The 15,557-nt window shown below is 72.3% G+C and carries 13 protein-coding genes; 8 read left to right on the forward strand and 5 right to left on the reverse strand.

Annotation, left to right across the window (positions count from 1 at the left end; genetic code table 11):
- Window positions 1-283: 283 nt before the first annotated feature.
- Complete coding sequence (locus tag ADL01_RS19525; RefSeq protein ID WP_053743299.1) at window positions 284-3,262, reverse strand: DEAD/DEAH box helicase; 2,979 nt, start codon at window positions 3,260-3,262, stop codon at window positions 284-286.
- 470 nt (window positions 3,263-3,732) lie between these two features.
- Here ADL01_RS19525 and ADL01_RS19530 point away from each other — a divergent pair, with 470 nt between their 5' ends.
- Window positions 3,733-4,512, forward strand: coding sequence for a ferritin-like fold-containing protein (locus tag ADL01_RS19530; protein WP_420719730.1), 780 nt, complete (start codon window positions 3,733-3,735; stop codon window positions 4,510-4,512).
- 24 nt (window positions 4,513-4,536) lie between these two features.
- Here ADL01_RS19530 and ADL01_RS19535 read toward each other — a convergent pair whose 3' ends face one another.
- From ADL01_RS19535 to ADL01_RS19550, 4 genes are all read right to left on the reverse strand, one after another.
- Window positions 4,537-4,806, reverse strand: a complete 270-nt coding sequence (locus ADL01_RS19535; RefSeq protein ID WP_053743300.1) for a hypothetical protein — start codon at window positions 4,804-4,806, stop codon at window positions 4,537-4,539.
- 258 nt (window positions 4,807-5,064) lie between these two features.
- The gene (locus tag ADL01_RS19540; RefSeq protein ID WP_053743301.1) at window positions 5,065-5,292 is read right to left on the reverse strand and encodes a DUF3107 domain-containing protein; all 228 of its coding nucleotides are present in this window, start codon (window positions 5,290-5,292) and stop codon (window positions 5,065-5,067) included.
- Between the two features lie 135 nt (window positions 5,293-5,427).
- Entirely contained in the window at window positions 5,428-6,069 is a 642-nt protein-coding gene (locus ADL01_RS19545; RefSeq protein ID WP_053743302.1) for a TetR/AcrR family transcriptional regulator, read from the reverse strand.
- 173 nt (window positions 6,070-6,242) lie between these two features.
- Window positions 6,243-6,506: a hypothetical protein gene (locus ADL01_RS19550; protein WP_053743303.1), complete on the reverse strand. Its 264-nt coding sequence runs from the start codon at window positions 6,504-6,506 to the stop codon at window positions 6,243-6,245.
- A gap of 166 nt (window positions 6,507-6,672) precedes the next feature.
- On the opposite strand from ADL01_RS19550, the gene ADL01_RS19555 reads away from it, so the two are divergent.
- The 7 genes from ADL01_RS19555 to moeZ all read left to right on the forward strand — a co-directional run bounded on the left by ADL01_RS19555 (window position 6,673) and on the right by moeZ (window position 15,541).
- Window positions 6,673-7,704 (forward strand): alpha/beta fold hydrolase, encoded by a 1,032-nt coding sequence (locus tag ADL01_RS19555; RefSeq protein WP_053743304.1) that lies wholly within the window; start codon window positions 6,673-6,675, stop codon window positions 7,702-7,704.
- A gap of 8 nt (window positions 7,705-7,712) precedes the next feature.
- Window positions 7,713-9,131 carry a DUF3152 domain-containing protein gene (locus ADL01_RS19560; protein ID WP_063783552.1) on the forward strand — a complete coding sequence of 473 codons (1,419 nt, stop codon included), beginning with the start codon at window positions 7,713-7,715 and terminating at the stop codon, window positions 9,129-9,131.
- A 339-nt stretch (window positions 9,132-9,470) separates the two neighbouring features.
- Window positions 9,471-11,195: a DUF3492 domain-containing protein gene (locus ADL01_RS19565; protein WP_053743351.1), complete on the forward strand. Its 1,725-nt coding sequence runs from the start codon at window positions 9,471-9,473 to the stop codon at window positions 11,193-11,195.
- Window positions 11,192-12,460 (forward strand): hypothetical protein, encoded by a 1,269-nt coding sequence (locus ADL01_RS19570; RefSeq protein WP_053743306.1) that lies wholly within the window; start codon window positions 11,192-11,194, stop codon window positions 12,458-12,460. The genes ADL01_RS19565 and ADL01_RS19570 overlap by 4 nt, the downstream gene beginning before the upstream one ends.
- A 142-nt stretch (window positions 12,461-12,602) precedes the next feature.
- Complete coding sequence (locus tag ADL01_RS19575) at window positions 12,603-13,562, forward strand: NAD-dependent epimerase/dehydratase family protein (RefSeq protein ID WP_053743307.1); 960 nt, start codon at window positions 12,603-12,605, stop codon at window positions 13,560-13,562.
- The gene (locus ADL01_RS19580) at window positions 13,550-14,299 is read left to right on the forward strand and encodes a spherulation-specific family 4 protein (RefSeq protein ID WP_053743308.1); all 750 of its coding nucleotides are present in this window, start codon (window positions 13,550-13,552) and stop codon (window positions 14,297-14,299) included. The genes ADL01_RS19575 and ADL01_RS19580 overlap by 13 nt, the downstream gene beginning before the upstream one ends.
- Window positions 14,300-14,362: 63 nt before the next feature.
- Entirely contained in the window at window positions 14,363-15,541 is a 1,179-nt protein-coding gene (gene moeZ, locus ADL01_RS19585; protein WP_053743309.1) for an adenylyltransferase/sulfurtransferase MoeZ, read from the forward strand.
- Window positions 15,542-15,557 lie beyond the last annotated feature (16 nt).

The raw sequence follows: 15,557 nt of genomic DNA on the forward strand, positions 1-15,557 counted from the left end.
GGTCTGTCGGTGGGTCAGGTCGGTGGCGCTCGTCGAGGTTCCGGAGGCGGAGATCGCGAGGGCCGGGGACGGCGTCTGTCGGGGGGATCGGCGGCGGTGGCTCGCAACGTGCGTGAGCCGGGCGGATGCGGCGCGTGAGTGGGCGTGGGCCACGCATCGAGGCTCCCGCCCCCGCCGGACAGGTGCCGTGCCGGGGAAACGCCGACGGCCCGGCCACCTGGTGGGGTGGGCCGGGCCGTCTGGGTGTGGCCGGTGGTGCGGAGGGCCGGAGCCCTCGGGGTGATCAGGCCTCCACGGACTCCGTGGCCGGCGCGGGGACCGTGGCCTTGCGCGGGGCGCGGCGCCTGGGCTTCGCCTCGGCGGCTTCCGGTGCCGTCTCCGTCACGACCACCGGTTCGGCGGCCTTACGGGTCGTACGACGGCGCGGCTTGGCCTCCGCCTCCTCGGCCGCCTGGGCCGGGATGTCCGCGACGACCTCGACGGCCTTGCGCGCCGTACGGCGGCGGGGCTTGGCCTCGGTGGTCTCCACGGCGGCTTCCACAGCCACAGCCGGGGCGGTCGCGGTCGCCTTGCGGGCGGCCGTCCTGCGCGGCTTGGCTTCGGCGGTGTCGACAGCGGCCTCGGCGGCCGGTGCCGTCGCCTTGCGCGTCGCACGGCGAGGCTTCGGCTCCGTGACCTCCGGCTCCGCGACGACCGGGGCTTCGGTGGCCTTACGGGTCGTACGACGGCGCGGCTTGGCCTCGACGCCTTCGGCGGTGTCCACGGCGGCCTCGGCAGCCGGTGCCGTCGCCTTGCGCGTCACACGGCGCTTCGGCTCCGGGGCCTCGGCGGCGGTCGGCTGGGCCGGGATGTCGACGGTCTCCGTTGCGACGACCGGGGCCTCGGTGGCCTTACGGGTGGCCCGGCGGCGCGGCTTCGCCTCCACGGCCTCGGCGGTGTCGACGGCGGCCTCGGCAGCCGGGGCGGTGGCCTTGCGCGCCGTGCGGCGCGGCTTGGCCTCGGTCGCCTCGGCCGTTTCCACGGCGGCCACCGCGGCCTTGCGCGTCCGGCGGGGCTTCGCGGCCTCGGGCTCCGGAGTCTCCGGGGCGGCCTCGACGACCGCCACGGCGGCCACGACGGGCTCGGCGGCCTTGCGGGTCGCTCGGCGGCGCGGCTTGGCCTCCACGGCTTCGGCGGTGTCGGCGGCGGCCTCGGCAGCCGGGGCGGTCACGGTCGCCTTGCGGGTCGCTCGGCGGCGCGGCTTGGCCTCCACGGCCTCGGCGGTGTCGACGGCGGCCTCGGCAGCCGGGGCGGTCACGGTCGCCTTGCGGGTCGCTCGGCGGCGCGGCTTGGCCTCAACGGCCTCGGCGGTGTCGGCGGCTTCGGCAGTCGCCGTCGCCGTCGCGGTCGTTGCCGCGGTCTTGCGGGTGGCGCGGCGCGGCTTGGTCTCCGTGACGACCTCGGCCTCGACGGTGTCGACAACCGGCTCCGCCGCCTTGCGGGTACGGCGCCTGCGCGGCTGCTCCTCCGGCGTCTCCGCCTCGGGGGCTGCCGGGGTCTCGGCCGGGATGACCTGGGCAGGGGTGGTCAGCGGGGGCTCCGCCGCCTTGCGCGTACGGCGACGGCGCGGCTGTTCCTCCGGTGCCTCGGCCTCGGGGGCCTCTGCGACGACCTCGGCCGGGGTGAGGGCCGGTGCGGCCTCCGCCGTCCTGCGGGTGCGGCGGCGGCGCGGCCTGTCCGCGGCCTCGGGGGCCGTGCTCTCCGCCGTCACGACCGCGGCCTCGGCCGACGGCTCGACGAACGTCGTCGCGGGGGCGACCACCGACTCCGGGGCAGCACCGCGCGTACGGCGACGGCGACGCGGCGTACGGCGCTCAGCGGGCTGCTCCGACGGCGCGAGCGAGTCGGCGACCGGGGCGGCCGACGTGACCGGAGTCGTCGGCGCGTCCGCGGCGGCACCGCCACGGGTACGGCGGCGACTGCGCGGCGTACGCGCCGGGCGCTCCCCCTCCGTCGACGGCGCCGAAGCGGCCGCCGGACCGGAGGAGTGGCCGGAGCGGCCACCGCGACCGCGCGGGCCACCGCGTCCGCCCGTCTCACCGAGGTCTTCGAGCTCCTCGGCGCCGAGGCCGGCACGCGTGCGCTCCGAGCGCGGCAGGACACCCTTGGTGCCCACCGGAATGCTCAGTTCCTCGAACAGGTGCGGCGACGTGGAGTACGTCTCCGGCGGGTCGTTGAAGTTCAGCTCCAGCGCCTTGTTGATCAGCTGCCAGCGCGGGATGTCGTCCCAGTCGACCAGCGTGATCGCGATGCCCTTGGCGCCCGCGCGGCCCGTACGGCCGATGCGGTGCAGGTACGTCTTCTCCTCTTCGGGAGACTGGTAGTTGATGACGTGGGTGACGCCCTCGACGTCGATACCGCGCGCCGCCACGTCCGTGCAGACGAGGACGTCGACCTTGCCGTTGCGGAAGGCGCGCAGCGCCTGCTCGCGGGCGCCCTGGCCGAGGTCGCCGTGGACGGCGCCGGAGGCGAAGCCGCGCTGGGCGAGCTGGTCGGCGAGATCGGCCGCCGTACGTTTCGTACGGCAGAAGACCATGGCCAGTCCCCGGCCGTCGGCCTGCAGTATCCGCGCGACCAGCTCGGGCTTGTCCATGTTGTGCGCGCGGTAGACGTACTGCGCGGTGTTCGCGACCGTCTTGCCCTCGTCGTCCGGCGCGGCGGCGCGGATGTGCGTGGGCTGCGACATGTAGCGGCGCGCGAGACCGATGACGGCGCCCGGCATGGTCGCCGAGAACAGCATCGTCTGACGGCGGGCCGGCAGCATGTTCATGATCTTCTCGACGTCGGGCAGGAAGCCCAGGTCGAGCATCTCGTCGGCCTCGTCGAGGACGAGCGCGCGGACGTGGCCCAGGTTCAGCTTCTTCTGGCCCGCGAGGTCGAGGAGACGCCCCGGGGTGCCGACGACGACATCGACGCCCTTCTTGAGAGCCTCGACCTGCGGCTCGTACGCCCGGCCGCCGTAGATGGCGAGGACGCGCACGTTACGGACCTTGCCGGCCGTCAGGAGGTCGTTCGTCACCTGCTGGCACAGCTCGCGCGTCGGGACGACGACGAGGGCCTGCGGGGCCTCGGTGAGCTGCTCGGGCTTGGCGCGGCCGGCCTCGACGTCGGCGGGGACGGTCACGCGCTCGAGGAGCGGGAGGCCGAAGCCGAGCGTCTTGCCGGTGCCGGTCTTGGCCTGGCCGATGACGTCCGTGCCGGTGAGGGCGACGGGGAGGGTCATCTCCTGGATGGGAAAGGGGGTGATGATGCCGACGGCTTCGAGCGCCTCGGCGGTCTCGGGCAGAATTCCGAGATCCCGGAAAGTCGTAGTCAGGGCAGTGCCTCTTCTGTGTACGCGGTGCGAGGCGAGCGTGGGGGTCGTGTCGGGACCGGGCCGGAAACTTCGGCCGCCTCACGGGCGGGCCGAGTGGCACGGGACCACTGCCGACGCTCGAGCGCTCGTACCGCTGAGGGTCCCTCCGAATTCCGTACGCATCGTGCCGTACGGATGAGGAGAGCTGTCGGGTCGGAGCCGATCGGGCCACCGACCGGGCATCCTCATTCGTGTGGCTCGCCGAGATACGTCTTTCAACTCAGCGAGCGCATTACCACCATACCCCGGAATCGCGCACATGCGATGGCCGATTCGGTCACGTAGTGGTCATCACACTGATTGAGCAGGGCGTTACGCCTCAGGGCCAGCGGGCTATTGTGCGCTTCATGACGACGCCTGACAACGCCTCCGGTACGCCCGAAACCCCCGCAGAGACCGCGGCCGACGCCGCCCCCGCACCCACCGGAGTCGCCGCCCAGAACTGGGCGCAGGCTGCCGTCGACCCGCAGTACAGCGCCGCCGTCGTGGACCTGCTCGGCGCGCTCGCGTACGGCGAACTGTCCGCGTTCGAGCGGCTAGCCGAGGACGCCAAGCTGGCGCCGACCCTCCTCGACAAGTCGGAACTGGCCAAGATGGCGTCGGCGGAGTTCCACCACTTCGAGCAGATCAGGAACCGGCTCACGGAGATCGGCGCCGACGCCACGCAGGCCATGGAGCCGTTCGTCGCCGCGCTCGACGGCTTCCACAAGCAGACGGCGCCCTCCGACTGGCTGGAGGGACTCGTCAAGGCGTACGTCGGTGACTCGATCGCCAGTGACTTCTACCGCGAGGTCGCCGCCCGCCTCGACGCGGACACCCGTCAGCTGGTGCTGGCGGTCCTCGACGACACCGGGCACGCCAGCTTCGCCGTGGAGAAGGTGCGCGCGGCCATCGACGCGGAGCCTCGGGTGGGCGGGCGACTCGCGCTGTGGGCGCGGCGGCTGATGGGCGAGGCGCTGTCGCAGTCGCAGCGGGTCGTGGCCGACCGGGACGCCCTGTCCACGATGCTCGTCGGCGGCGTCGCGGACGGGTTCGACCTCGCGGAGGTCGGCCGGATGTTCTCCAGGATCACCGAGGCGCACACGAAGAGGATGGCGGCGCTGGGACTCGCGGCCTAGGTTCTGCCGGTTCCGGACGGTCGGCTACGCCGGCGCCGATGATCGGCGGAGTCCGCCTTTGGGGCGGAGCAGCAAGGAGAGGGAAGCGGCGGAGACGGCCGCCGCGCCCAGCAGGATCAGCACGAGGTGGCCGCCGCTCAGCGCGCTGTGCGTGAGGAAGGCGCCGAACAGGGCTCCGGCCACGCCCGTCGTGAGGACGAGGTGGCGCGCGGGGAGGCGGTCGGGCAGTCGGCTGGCCGCCGCCCATGCCAGGGCGAGGCCGAGCATCGCGGAGCCGAGTGCTTCCAAGAACATGCGGGGTCCCTCCCACAGCCTGCCTGCGCGTGACGTTCTCAGCCCGTCATACCCGTGACCTGCGCGAGGCAACCCATTTGTGAGGGTGACGTGTGGTCGACCTGTGAATACGGCCGACACTGTCACCGACACGGACCCAGGTACGGACACAGGTACGGCCATGGGTACGGACATGGGTACGGGCATGGGTACGGGCATGGGTGGGGCCCGGCGGTTCAAGACCGCCGGGCCCCACCCACATACGTGTCGCTACGTGTCCTACAGCGCGCTGAAGCCCACCTTGCGGGCCGTCGGCTCGCCCAGCTCGACGTACGCGAGACGGTCGGCCGGAACCAGGACCTTGCGGCCGTGGTCGTCCACGAGGCTCAGCAGCGCCGACTTCCCGGCCAGCGCATCGGCCACCGCCTGCTCGACCTCCTCGGCGCTCTGACCGCTCTCCAGAACGATCTCGCGGGGCGCGTGCTGCACGCCGATCTTGACCTCCACGGCTATGTCCCTCCGACGGTCAGTGAAGTGCGCGGGCGTCCGCGCCGTACCCCGCACACATTAGCCCGGTGAGGGGACGTACATGTTCCGCGTGGGAACGCCAGGAGCGAACAACCAGTGGGAACAAACGGGCGGTCAGTGGTGCTCGGTGCCGTGCAGCGGGAAACCGGCGATGCCGCGCCACGCCAGCGAGGCCAGCAACTGGACCGCCTGATCGCGCGGGACGCTGCGGTCGCTGTGCAGCCACGACCGCGCCACCACCTGGGAGAGGCCGCCCAGCCCGGAGGCCAGCAGCATCGACTCCGGGCGGGAAAGGCCGGTGTCCTCGGCGATGACCTCGCAGATCGCCTCCGCGCACTCGTTCGTCACCTTGTCGACGCGGGCGCGCACCGCGGGCTCGTTCGTCAGGTCCGACTCGAAGACCAGCCGGAAGGCCCCGCCGTCGTCCTCCACGTACGCGAAGTACGCGTCCATCGTCGCCCGGACGCGCTGCTTGTTGTCCGACGTCGACGCCAGGGCGGCGCGGACCGACTCGATCAGGGCCTCGCAGTGCTGGTCGAGCAGCGCGAGGTAGAGGTCGAGCTTGCCCGGGAAGTGCTGGTAGAGCACCGGCTTGCTGACGCCGGCCCGTTCGGCGATGTCGTCCATCGCGGCGGAGTGGTAGCCCTGCGCCACGAACACTTCCTGGGCGGCGCCCAGCAGCTGGTTCCGTCGGGCGCGACGCGGCAACCGCGTGCCCCGCGGGCGTGCCGCCTCAGTTTGCTCGATGGCTGTCACGCCGCCTCCCAATTTCGTCCACATGCGGTGTGCGCCGCGCCGCCATCGTACTTTTCGGTAACCCTGGTGTGCGCGGTCCGAGCGCAGAAATTCCGCGTCCGAGCGACTGTATGTTCCGGTCTATCTGCTCAAATGGCAACAAACCCTGTGCTGGGTGCGGAGTGCGGGGACGGCTACCGATAGTCGTCCTCGTCCAGTTTCACGACGCGGGCCTGTTCCGCGAGGTCGGCCTCGTTGGCCCGGTCCGTGTTCTCGCCGGTCAGCGGGACGTCGTGCTGCGGGGTGACATCCGTGTGCTGCTCGGCGGCGTCGCCCTCCGGGGCTTCCACGGCGACCTCGGTGGCGCCGTTCTCGGCCTCGTAGTCCTCGTGGTCCCGGTTGTCCTCGGGGTCCGTGATCTCCTCGAAGGCCTCGGTGTCGTTGGAGTCGACGGCCATGCTGGGCTCCCTTCCCGGGTGTGCGGTTCTCCTACGGGTGCCCTGTTACGAGCGTAGGAGACACGGTGACGGGACGCCATGCGATCGGGGTGCTGTGAGGGCCGGGCGAGCGGCCTGTGATGCCGAACACACGAACCAGTGCGTGATCGTCTCGTAACATTGCCGCATGTCTTCGACCGAGCCGCCGTACGTGCCGGCCACCACCAACGTGCTCCCCAAAGTGACGCCCGTCAGGGTCGCCGAGGGCGAGCGGCTGCGCTCTGTCGGTCTGCCGGGGATCACCCTGACGGTGCGCTCGCGGCCCCCCGCGCGCGAGGGACTGCCGCCCGCGCTGTACGTCCATGGCCTGGGCGGTTCCTCGCAGAACTGGTCGGCGCTCATGCCGCTGAACGAGGAGCTCGTCGACGGCGAGGCGCTGGACCTGCCGGGCTTCGGTGACTCCCCGCCGCCGGACGACGGCGACTACTCGGTCACCGGGCACGCGCGTGCCGTCATCCGCTACCTCGACGCATCCGGACGCGGTCCCGTGCACCTGTTCGGCAACTCGTTGGGCGGAGCGGTCTCGACCCGTGTCGCGGCGGTGCGGCCCGACCTCGTCCGCACGCTCACCCTCGTCTCGCCCGCGCTGCCGGAGATCCGGGTGCAGCGCAACGCGGTGCCGACCGCACTGCTCGCCCTGCCCGGCGTGGCCCGTCTGTTCACCCGGCTGACTGAGGACTGGAGCGCCGAGCAGCGCGTCCGCGGGGTCACGGCGCTCTGTTACGGGGATCCTGGGCAGGTGACGCCCGAGGGATTCCGCGACGCGGTCGAAGAGATGGAGAGGCGGCTTCAGCTGCCGTACTTCTGGGACGCGATGGCGCGGTCCGCGCGCGGGATCGTGAACGCGTACACGCTCGGTGGTCAGCACGGACTGTGGCGCCAGGCGGAGCGTGTGCTCGCGCCGACGCTCCTCGTCTACGGCGGCCGGGACCAGCTCGTCTCCTACCGCATGGCCCAGCGCGCGGCGCGCGCCTTCCGTGACTCGCGGTTGCTGTCGCTGCCCGACGCCGGACATGTGGCGATGATGGAGTACCCGGAGAGTGTGGCGTCAGCGTTCCGTGAACTGCTTGAGGCCGCAGGTGAGTTGACGGCGGATGCCGGTACTGTGGCAGCGAGGACGGTCGGCAGCAGGGCCGACGCCGCGAACGCTGGGAGCTGAGACGCGAGGTGGGACGTCACAGCCGCCGCGGGCGAACCGGCGGCAGCGGGAGTGCGGGCAGCGACACGGCGAACATCCCCCTGGCGCAGCAGGGACAGCGACCTCAACAGGGTCAGGGTCAGGAGCACGGCCAGAACCAAGGTCAGGAGCACGGCCGGAATCAGGGCCAGAACCAAGGGGCGTGGCGGCAGGAAGCGCCCCGCTTCCCTGTTCCCGACGGCACGCCCGCCCATGGCTTTCCGCGCGTCTCCGAGGGCGCCCCGGCGCACGGGGCGCCGCGTCTCCCGGAGGGAACTCCCGCTCACGGCTTCCCCCGCGTCCGGGAGGGCGGACACCCCGAGCAGCGTGAATCCGGCGGTGGCTGGGGCGAGTTCGGCGGGCGGGCGGGGGTCGGTCCCGCCCTACCGCGTCAGCGGCCCGCGCCCCCGCATGTCTCCGGGCGCGCGTCCGGACCCCGGCAGGCGTACGTCGACGCCTTCGACGAAGCCGGCCTGCCCGGTGCCGCGGTCGACGACGTCGACCTCTTCGCGCCCCGTGTCCGGACGCCGCACCTCGCCGACACGCCCGAGGCCGCCGGCGCGTATGTGGCGCCCGCCGGGGCCGCGACCAAGGGCAGGGGCGGCAAGAGGGCGTTCACCGGGATCGCGGCTGCCGCCGTCACCACCGTGCTGGCGGTCGTCGTGGCCGGGCAGGTCACCAACGGCCAGGACGACGACGGCGGCCCACGGACCCAGACCGCGCGCGGCTCGGGCCATGACGTCCAGGGCGCCGGGACCACCTCGGCGCGCGACGACGACCTTCCCGCCGGGCCGGACGCGGCGACGACGCTGACGTACGACCAGAAGATGGCCAGGACCTACACGCTCGGAGCGGCCCTCAAGGGCTCCGGGAAGTTCGACGCGATCCGCGGATTCGCCAAGGCGCCGGGGGCCGGGCAGAAGTACCGGTACCGGGTGGACGTCGAGCAGGGGCTCGGGCTCGACGGAGAGCTGTTCGCGCAGGCCGTGCAGAAGACGCTCAACGACAACCGCAGTTGGGCCCACAACGGTGGCCGTACGTTCGAGCGGATCTCCTCCGGCAAGCCCGACTTCGTGATCACCCTGGCGAGCCCCGGCACCACCGCCTTCTGGTGCGCCAAGTCGGAGCTCGACACCACCGAGGACAACGTGTCCTGCGACTCGGCCGCGACCGACCGCGTGATGATCAACGCGTATCGATGGGCGCAGGGGTCCGTGACCTATGGCGACAAGATCTACTCGTACCGGCAGATGCTGATCAACCACGAGGTCGGCCATCGCCTGGGCAAGGGGCATGTGACCTGCGACAAGGACGGCGAACTCGCCCCGGTCATGCAGCAGCAGACCAAGTTCCTCGACCACGACGGGATCCACTGCCGCGCCAACCCCTGGCCGTATCCGGGAAGTTGACATGCGGTGCCGTGCGGGGCGACCGGAGCGCCTGGGTGCGCCGGGGGTCGCGTCGACACCGGTGGAATCATCGTCCATACCTCTGCATCTGGTCAGCGACCGTGTCGCAGTGGGAGTTGACCCCGGCGTGACCACACGCATGTTCGTAACCAGACGTGTGCGAATGATCTCTTAGCGCGACAGAACGCGAACCGCACGCGAAAGTTACGACCGTTCACCCCTTTTGGTGGTGCGACGGACAACCGTCCGTCGCACCACCGTCATGTCCGCATACGTTCGTCCCGCTGCGAGCCGCCGGGTCAACGGCGGCTCCTCATACGGGAGATCGGGGGTGTGCTCGTGCGCATCGGACTGCTGACGGAGGGTGGCTATCCGTATGTGAGCGGTGACGCCAGACTCTGGTGCGACCGGCTCGTGCGCGGGCTCGGCGGACACGAGTTCGACATCTACGCGCTCAGCCGCAGCGAGCGGCAGGAGGACGAGGGCTGGATCGAGCTGCCGCCGCAGGTCAGCCGGGTCCGCACAGCTCCACTGTGGACGGCCGAGGACGACGGCGTGGTGTACGGGCGCCGGGCGCGGCGGCGATTCGCCGAGGTCTACGGGGAGTTGGCCTCGGCCCTGTGCGGCGGGCCCGGCGCGGGAAGCACCCCGGCCGGATCGGACGTGGACACCGCTGAGGCGGACCGTTTCGCCAGCGCGCTGTACGGCCTCGCCGAACTCGCCCGGGACGAGGGCGGTCTGGTGGGAGCGCTCCGCTCCGAAGCCGCCGTACGCGCCCTGGAGCGAGCCTGTCGTGCGCCCGGCGCGCATGGAGCGGCGCGCGAGGCGCGCGTCCCGGATCTGCTCACCGTCGCCGCGTACCTGGAACGCGCCCTGCGCCCCCTCTCGCTCGACTGGTACGGGGACGACGGGCTCGGTTCGGTGGACCTCTGCCACGCCGCGGCAGGTGGCCCGGCGGCGCTCCCCGGACTGCTCGCCCACCACTTCTCCGGCGTACCCCTGCTGGTCACCGAGTACGGCGTCCCGCTGCGGGCGCACTACCTGGCCTCGGGCGCCGACGACAACGCCCCCGCCGTACGGTCCCTGCTCGCGGCCTTCCACGGCAGGCTGGCCTCGGAGGTCTACCGGCGGGCCGAGCTCGTCACCCCCGGCAACACGCACACCCGGCGCTGGCAGGAGAGATGCGGGGCCGACCGGGAGAAGCTGCGCACGGTGTACCCGGGCATGGACGCGTCCCACTTCGCGGAGGTGGGCGAGGCGCCGGAGACCGGGGACACCGACACGCTGATCTGGGTCGGCCGTATCGAGCCCGCCAAGGACCTGGTCTCCCTCCTGCACGCCTTCGCGGAGGTGCGCAAGGAGGAACCGAAGACCCGCCTGCGCGTCATCGGGGCGGCCACGGGAGCCGAGAGCGAGGCCTACCTCGGCCACTGCCGAGCCCTGGCCGCGCAGCTCTTCCCCGACGAGGCCGAGGGCATGCACGCCGTCGGCAGCAACCCGGTGTCGTTCGAGGAGATCGGCGGCCCGGAGGCCCCGACGCTTGCCGAGGCCTACGCGGCGGGTGCGGTCGTCGTTCTGTCGAGCGTGGTCGAGGGCTTCCCGATCAGCCTGGTCGAGGCCATGTTCTGCGGCCGGGCGACCGTGTCGACGGACGTGGGCGCGGTGGTCGAGATCATCGGCGGTACGGGGCTCGTGGTGCCCCCGCGCAACCCGCGGGCGCTCGCCGAGGCGTGCGTGGCGCTGTTGCGCGACCCGGCGCGCCGGGAGCGGCTGGGCGCCGCCGCCCGCGCCCGCGCCCTCGAACTGTTCACCGTCGAGCAGAACGTCGAGGCATTTCACGGCATTTACCTGGAGGTCGTCGCGCGCTGTCCCGTCCACAAGGTGGTCCTCGACGACACCGGCGAACCGCTCCCGTTCGCCGTCCCGGCGGAGGCCCACGTCCCCGGCCGGTGGACGCAGGCCGGCATAGGCGTGGTGGCCCGGGGCGGGCCCGGCTGGGCGACCGGACGCGCTTCCGCACCGGTGCAGGCGACCCCCGTGCCGGCCGGGGAGGGCATGCGATGAGCGAGCTGGGAGAACTGGACCGCCCCGAGACACCGGACAGCCCCGGAGTCTGGGACGAACACTCGCAGAAGTGGCTCATGGGCGCCGCGGAGACTGACGTACGGGACACGGAGACGACACAGACGCCGTCACAGACCACGACGCCCGCCACCCGTGCCGGCCGCCGTGGAACCGCGGACCCCGTGAAGGCGCTCATGCACAGACACCGTGAGCTGTGCGAGCGGGCGGTGGACCCCCTGGAGATCGCCGCCGGCCTGGAGGCCCACGGCGTGACCGACCGAACGGCCGCGCGCTTCCGCCACCGGGACGTGTTCTCCCTGGCCGAGGAGATGTACGCCCGGGTCTCCAAGGACGCGGAAACGGCGCCGCAGTCCACCCCGCCGCCCGCACCCGGCGTACGAGCCGACTGGGTCCTGCTCTCCATGCTGCCGGGCGCCCTGTGCGCGGCGACAATCACGGGCCTGCACCTCACGGGGGGCCGGGTCCGGCCGGCCGTGGCGACGCTGGGCGCCCTGGCCGTGGCGCTGGCCGTACGCGCGGCACTCGGCCGGGGGCCGCTGAGCGCCAGGTCCCACCCGGCGCCACCGGGCACGTACCCGCGCCGCCCTTCGGCCGCCACGCGCCTGTGGACCTACTGGCTCCTCGCGTACGCGCTCCTGGGCAACGACCTGCTCACCGTCGCGCTGACGGACGGCCCCCACGGAGTCCCGGCCGCGGTCCGGGATCTGTCCCCAGCCCCGGCACTGGCCCTCACCCTGGCCTGTGTGCCGGCGGCCTGGTGCGCGCACCTCTTCGCGGCGGGAGCCCGTCGCAAGCTGGCCGCCAGCCGTGGCCTGGCGGACTTCACCGCGGCCGTCAAACCCCTCCTCCTGGGCGCCGTCGCCCTGTTCCTCTGCCTGTCGACAGTGCTCGTGGCGCTCTGTGCGACGGTCCTGCACGAACCGGCGGCCTACACCACGACCGTCACCCTGGGCGCGCTGCTCCTCCTGGCCCGCCTCCTCACGAAGCACGGCCCCACCCACGCCCCGGCGGTCGTCCTCGGCGCGGCGGCCGCAGCCGAGGCGGCGACCCTGGCCACCGCCTTCGCGTCCCACGCCCCCGGCTGCGCCTTCCTCGCCGCCCCGCTGGACGCGGTCGTGGCCGCCGGGGGGCCGGCGGGCATCCCGGCCGCGGCCTGTGGAGGCGCCGCCCTGCTCCTCCTGCTCCACGCGACCCGCTCGCTGACCAGAGCGTCGGCGCACGCGACGCCGGGTGAGCCCGGATGACGCCCCCGCACCACGACCACGGCAGGCGACCGATTCCGCACCGCCCGGTCCCCGATCACGAACGCACCCGCAACCCCCGAAGGAGTACACCGATGATCACCTCCCGACCCGGAGCCGGAGAATCCGCCGAGGGAGCCGTCCGATGAGGGTTCTGCTGATCGGAGCCAACGGCTACCTCGGCCGCTTCGTCGCCGACCGGCTGCTCGCCGACCCGGCCGTGCAGCTCACCGTCCTCGGTCGCGGCGACGACGCCGACGTCCGTTTCGACCTCGCGTCCGGCAGCCCCGGCGCACTCACCCGCTTCCTGGACGCCGTCCACCCCGGAGTGGTCGTCAACTGCGCGGGCGCCACCCGCGGCGGTGCCCGCGAACTCACCCGCCACAACACGGTCGCCGTCGCCACCGTCTGCGAGGCCCTGCGGCGCAGCGGCTGCGGCGCCCGTCTGGTCCAGCTCGGCTGCGGCGCCGAATATGGTCCCAGCCAGCCCGGTTCCTCCACGGCCGAGGACGCCGTCCCCCGACCCGGTGGTCCGTACGGCGTCAGCAAGCTCGCCGCCACCGAGCTGGTCCTCGGCTCCGGCCTCGACGCCGTCGTCCTGCGCGTTTTCTCGCCGGCCGGCCCCGGCACGCCCGCCGGCTCCCCGCTCGGCCGTCTCGCCGAGGCGATGCGCCGCGCGATGCAGTCCGGCGACGGCGAGCTCAAGCTCGGCGGCCTGGGCGCGCAGCGCGACTTCATCGACGTACGAGACGTGGCGCGGGCCGTGCACGCCGCCTCGCTCTCGGCCGCGCAGGGCGTCATCAACATCGGCTCCGGCCGTGCCGTCCGCCTGCGCGACGCCGCCTCCGTCCTCGCCCGCGTGGCTGGATACGGTGGCGCGCTGCACGAACTCGACGGCCCGCCCGGCCCGCTGAGGGCGTCCATCGGCCACCCCCGCACCGACCCGGACCACGCCGCCCCGGTCGCGCACCCGTACCCGGACGGCTGCGGCAGTTGGCAGCAGGCCGACGTACGCACCGCACGTGACCGGCTCGGCTGGCGGCCCCGGATCAACCTGGAGGAATCCCTCGCCGACATCTGGATGGAGGCGGCATGCCGCATCTGACCAGCGCCAAGGCGGGCACCGCCAGCACCGACGTACGCAGCGGCTTCGGCATCCCGGGCTTCGCGCACCCCCTCGTCGCCCCGGCCGAGTGGGGCGAACTGGCTCGCCCGGGCACGCCCCTGCACTGGGTCGTCCTCAACGTCGCGGACGGCCCGGGCACCCGGCTCGATCCGCACTGCCTGGAGGCCGCCGGCCGCCTGCGCAACGCGGGTGTCCGCGTCCTCGGCCATCTCGACGCGGCCCAGGGGGCCCGCCCGCACGGTGAGCTGGCCGCCGAAGCGCAGCGCTACCGCGACTGGTACCAGGCCGACGGCTTCCTCCTGGACCGCTGCCCGACCGACCGCACCGGGCTCCCCGGGATCCACCGCACGGTCGGCGCGCTGCGTGAGGCCGACGACGACACGCACATCGTCCTGGGCCACGGCACCCATCCGCATCCGGCCTACGCCGAGCACGGCGACCAGCTCGTCACCTTCTCCGGCCACTGGAGCGACTACCGCTGGTCGCAGGTGGCCGAGTGGACCGCCGAGCATCCGCCGGAGCGCTTCTGCCACTTCGTGCACGGACTGCCGCTCGGCCATCTCGACGAGGCGCTGCGCGTCGCCCGCTGGCAGGGCGCCGCCACGATCTACTTCACCGACCGCACGGACCGCGGTGCCCGCACCGACCCCTGGGAGACCCTGCCCGGCTACTGGGACGATCTCGTCTCGCGCCTTGGAACGGGTGTCTCGGAATGAAGAAGGGCGTGGCAGTGTTACGGGGAGAACAACTGTAGTGATTGACCGACCAACGGAGACCCCGTGTCGCTGCCACCCCTGGTCGAGCCCGCTGGCGAGCTCACCGTAGACGAGGTCCGCAGGTACTCCCGCCACCTGATCATCCCCGATGTCGGGATGGACGGGCAGAAGCGGCTGAAGAACGCCAAGGTGCTCTGTGTGGGCGCCGGTGGCCTGGGTTCGCCGGCGCTGATGTACCTGGCCGCGGCGGGCGTGGGCACGCTCGGCATCGTGGAGTTCGACGAGGTCGACGAGTCGAACCTGCAGCGCCAGATCATCCACAGCCAGGCGGACATCGGCCGGTCCAAGGCCCAGTCCGCCCGCGACTCCGTACTGGGCATCAACCCGTACGTCGACGTGGTCCTTCACGAAGAGCGGCTCGAAGCCGAGAACGTGATGGAGATCTTCAGCCAGTACGACCTGATCGTCGACGGTACGGACAACTTCGCGACCCGCTACCTGGTCAACGACGCGTGCGTGCTGCTGAACAAGCCGTACGTGTGGGGTTCGATCTACCGCTTCGACGGCCAGGCCTCCGTCTTCTGGTCCGAGCACGGCCCCTGCTACCGCTGCCTCTACCCGGAGCCCCCGCCGCCGGGCATGGTTCCCTCCTGCGCCGAGGGCGGCGTCCTGGGCGTGCTGTGCGCGTCCATCGGATCCATCCAGGTCAACGAGGCCATCAAGCTCCTCGCGGGCATCGGCGAGCCCCTCGTCGGCCGTCTGATGATCTATGACGCCCTCGAGATGCAGTACCGCCAGGTCAAGGTCCGCAAGGACCCGGACTGCGCGGTCTGCGGCGAGAACCCGACCGTCACCGAACTCATCGACTACGAGGCCTTCTGCGGCGTCGTGTCCGAGGAGGCCCAGGAGGCGGCGGCCGGTGCGACGATCACTCCCAAGCAGCTCAAGGAGTGGATCGACGACGGCGAGAACATCGAGATCATCGACGTCCGCGAGATCAACGAGTACGAGATCGTCTCGATCCCCGGCGCCAGGCTGATCCCGAAGAACGAGTTCCTCATGGGCACCGCCCTGGCGACGCTCCCGCAGGACAAGAAGATCGTCCTGCACTGCAAGACGGGTGTCCGCAGTGCGGAAGTCCTCGCGGTCCTGAAGTCCGCCGGTTTCTCGGACGCGGTCCACGTAGGCGGCGGTGTGATCGGCTGGGTCAACCAGATCGAGCCCCACAAGCCGGTCTACTGACCCACGGTTCACCACC

Source organism: Streptomyces sp. NRRL WC-3618, from assembly GCF_001280005.1.
Taxonomy (GTDB): domain Bacteria; phylum Actinomycetota; class Actinomycetes; order Streptomycetales; family Streptomycetaceae; genus Streptomyces.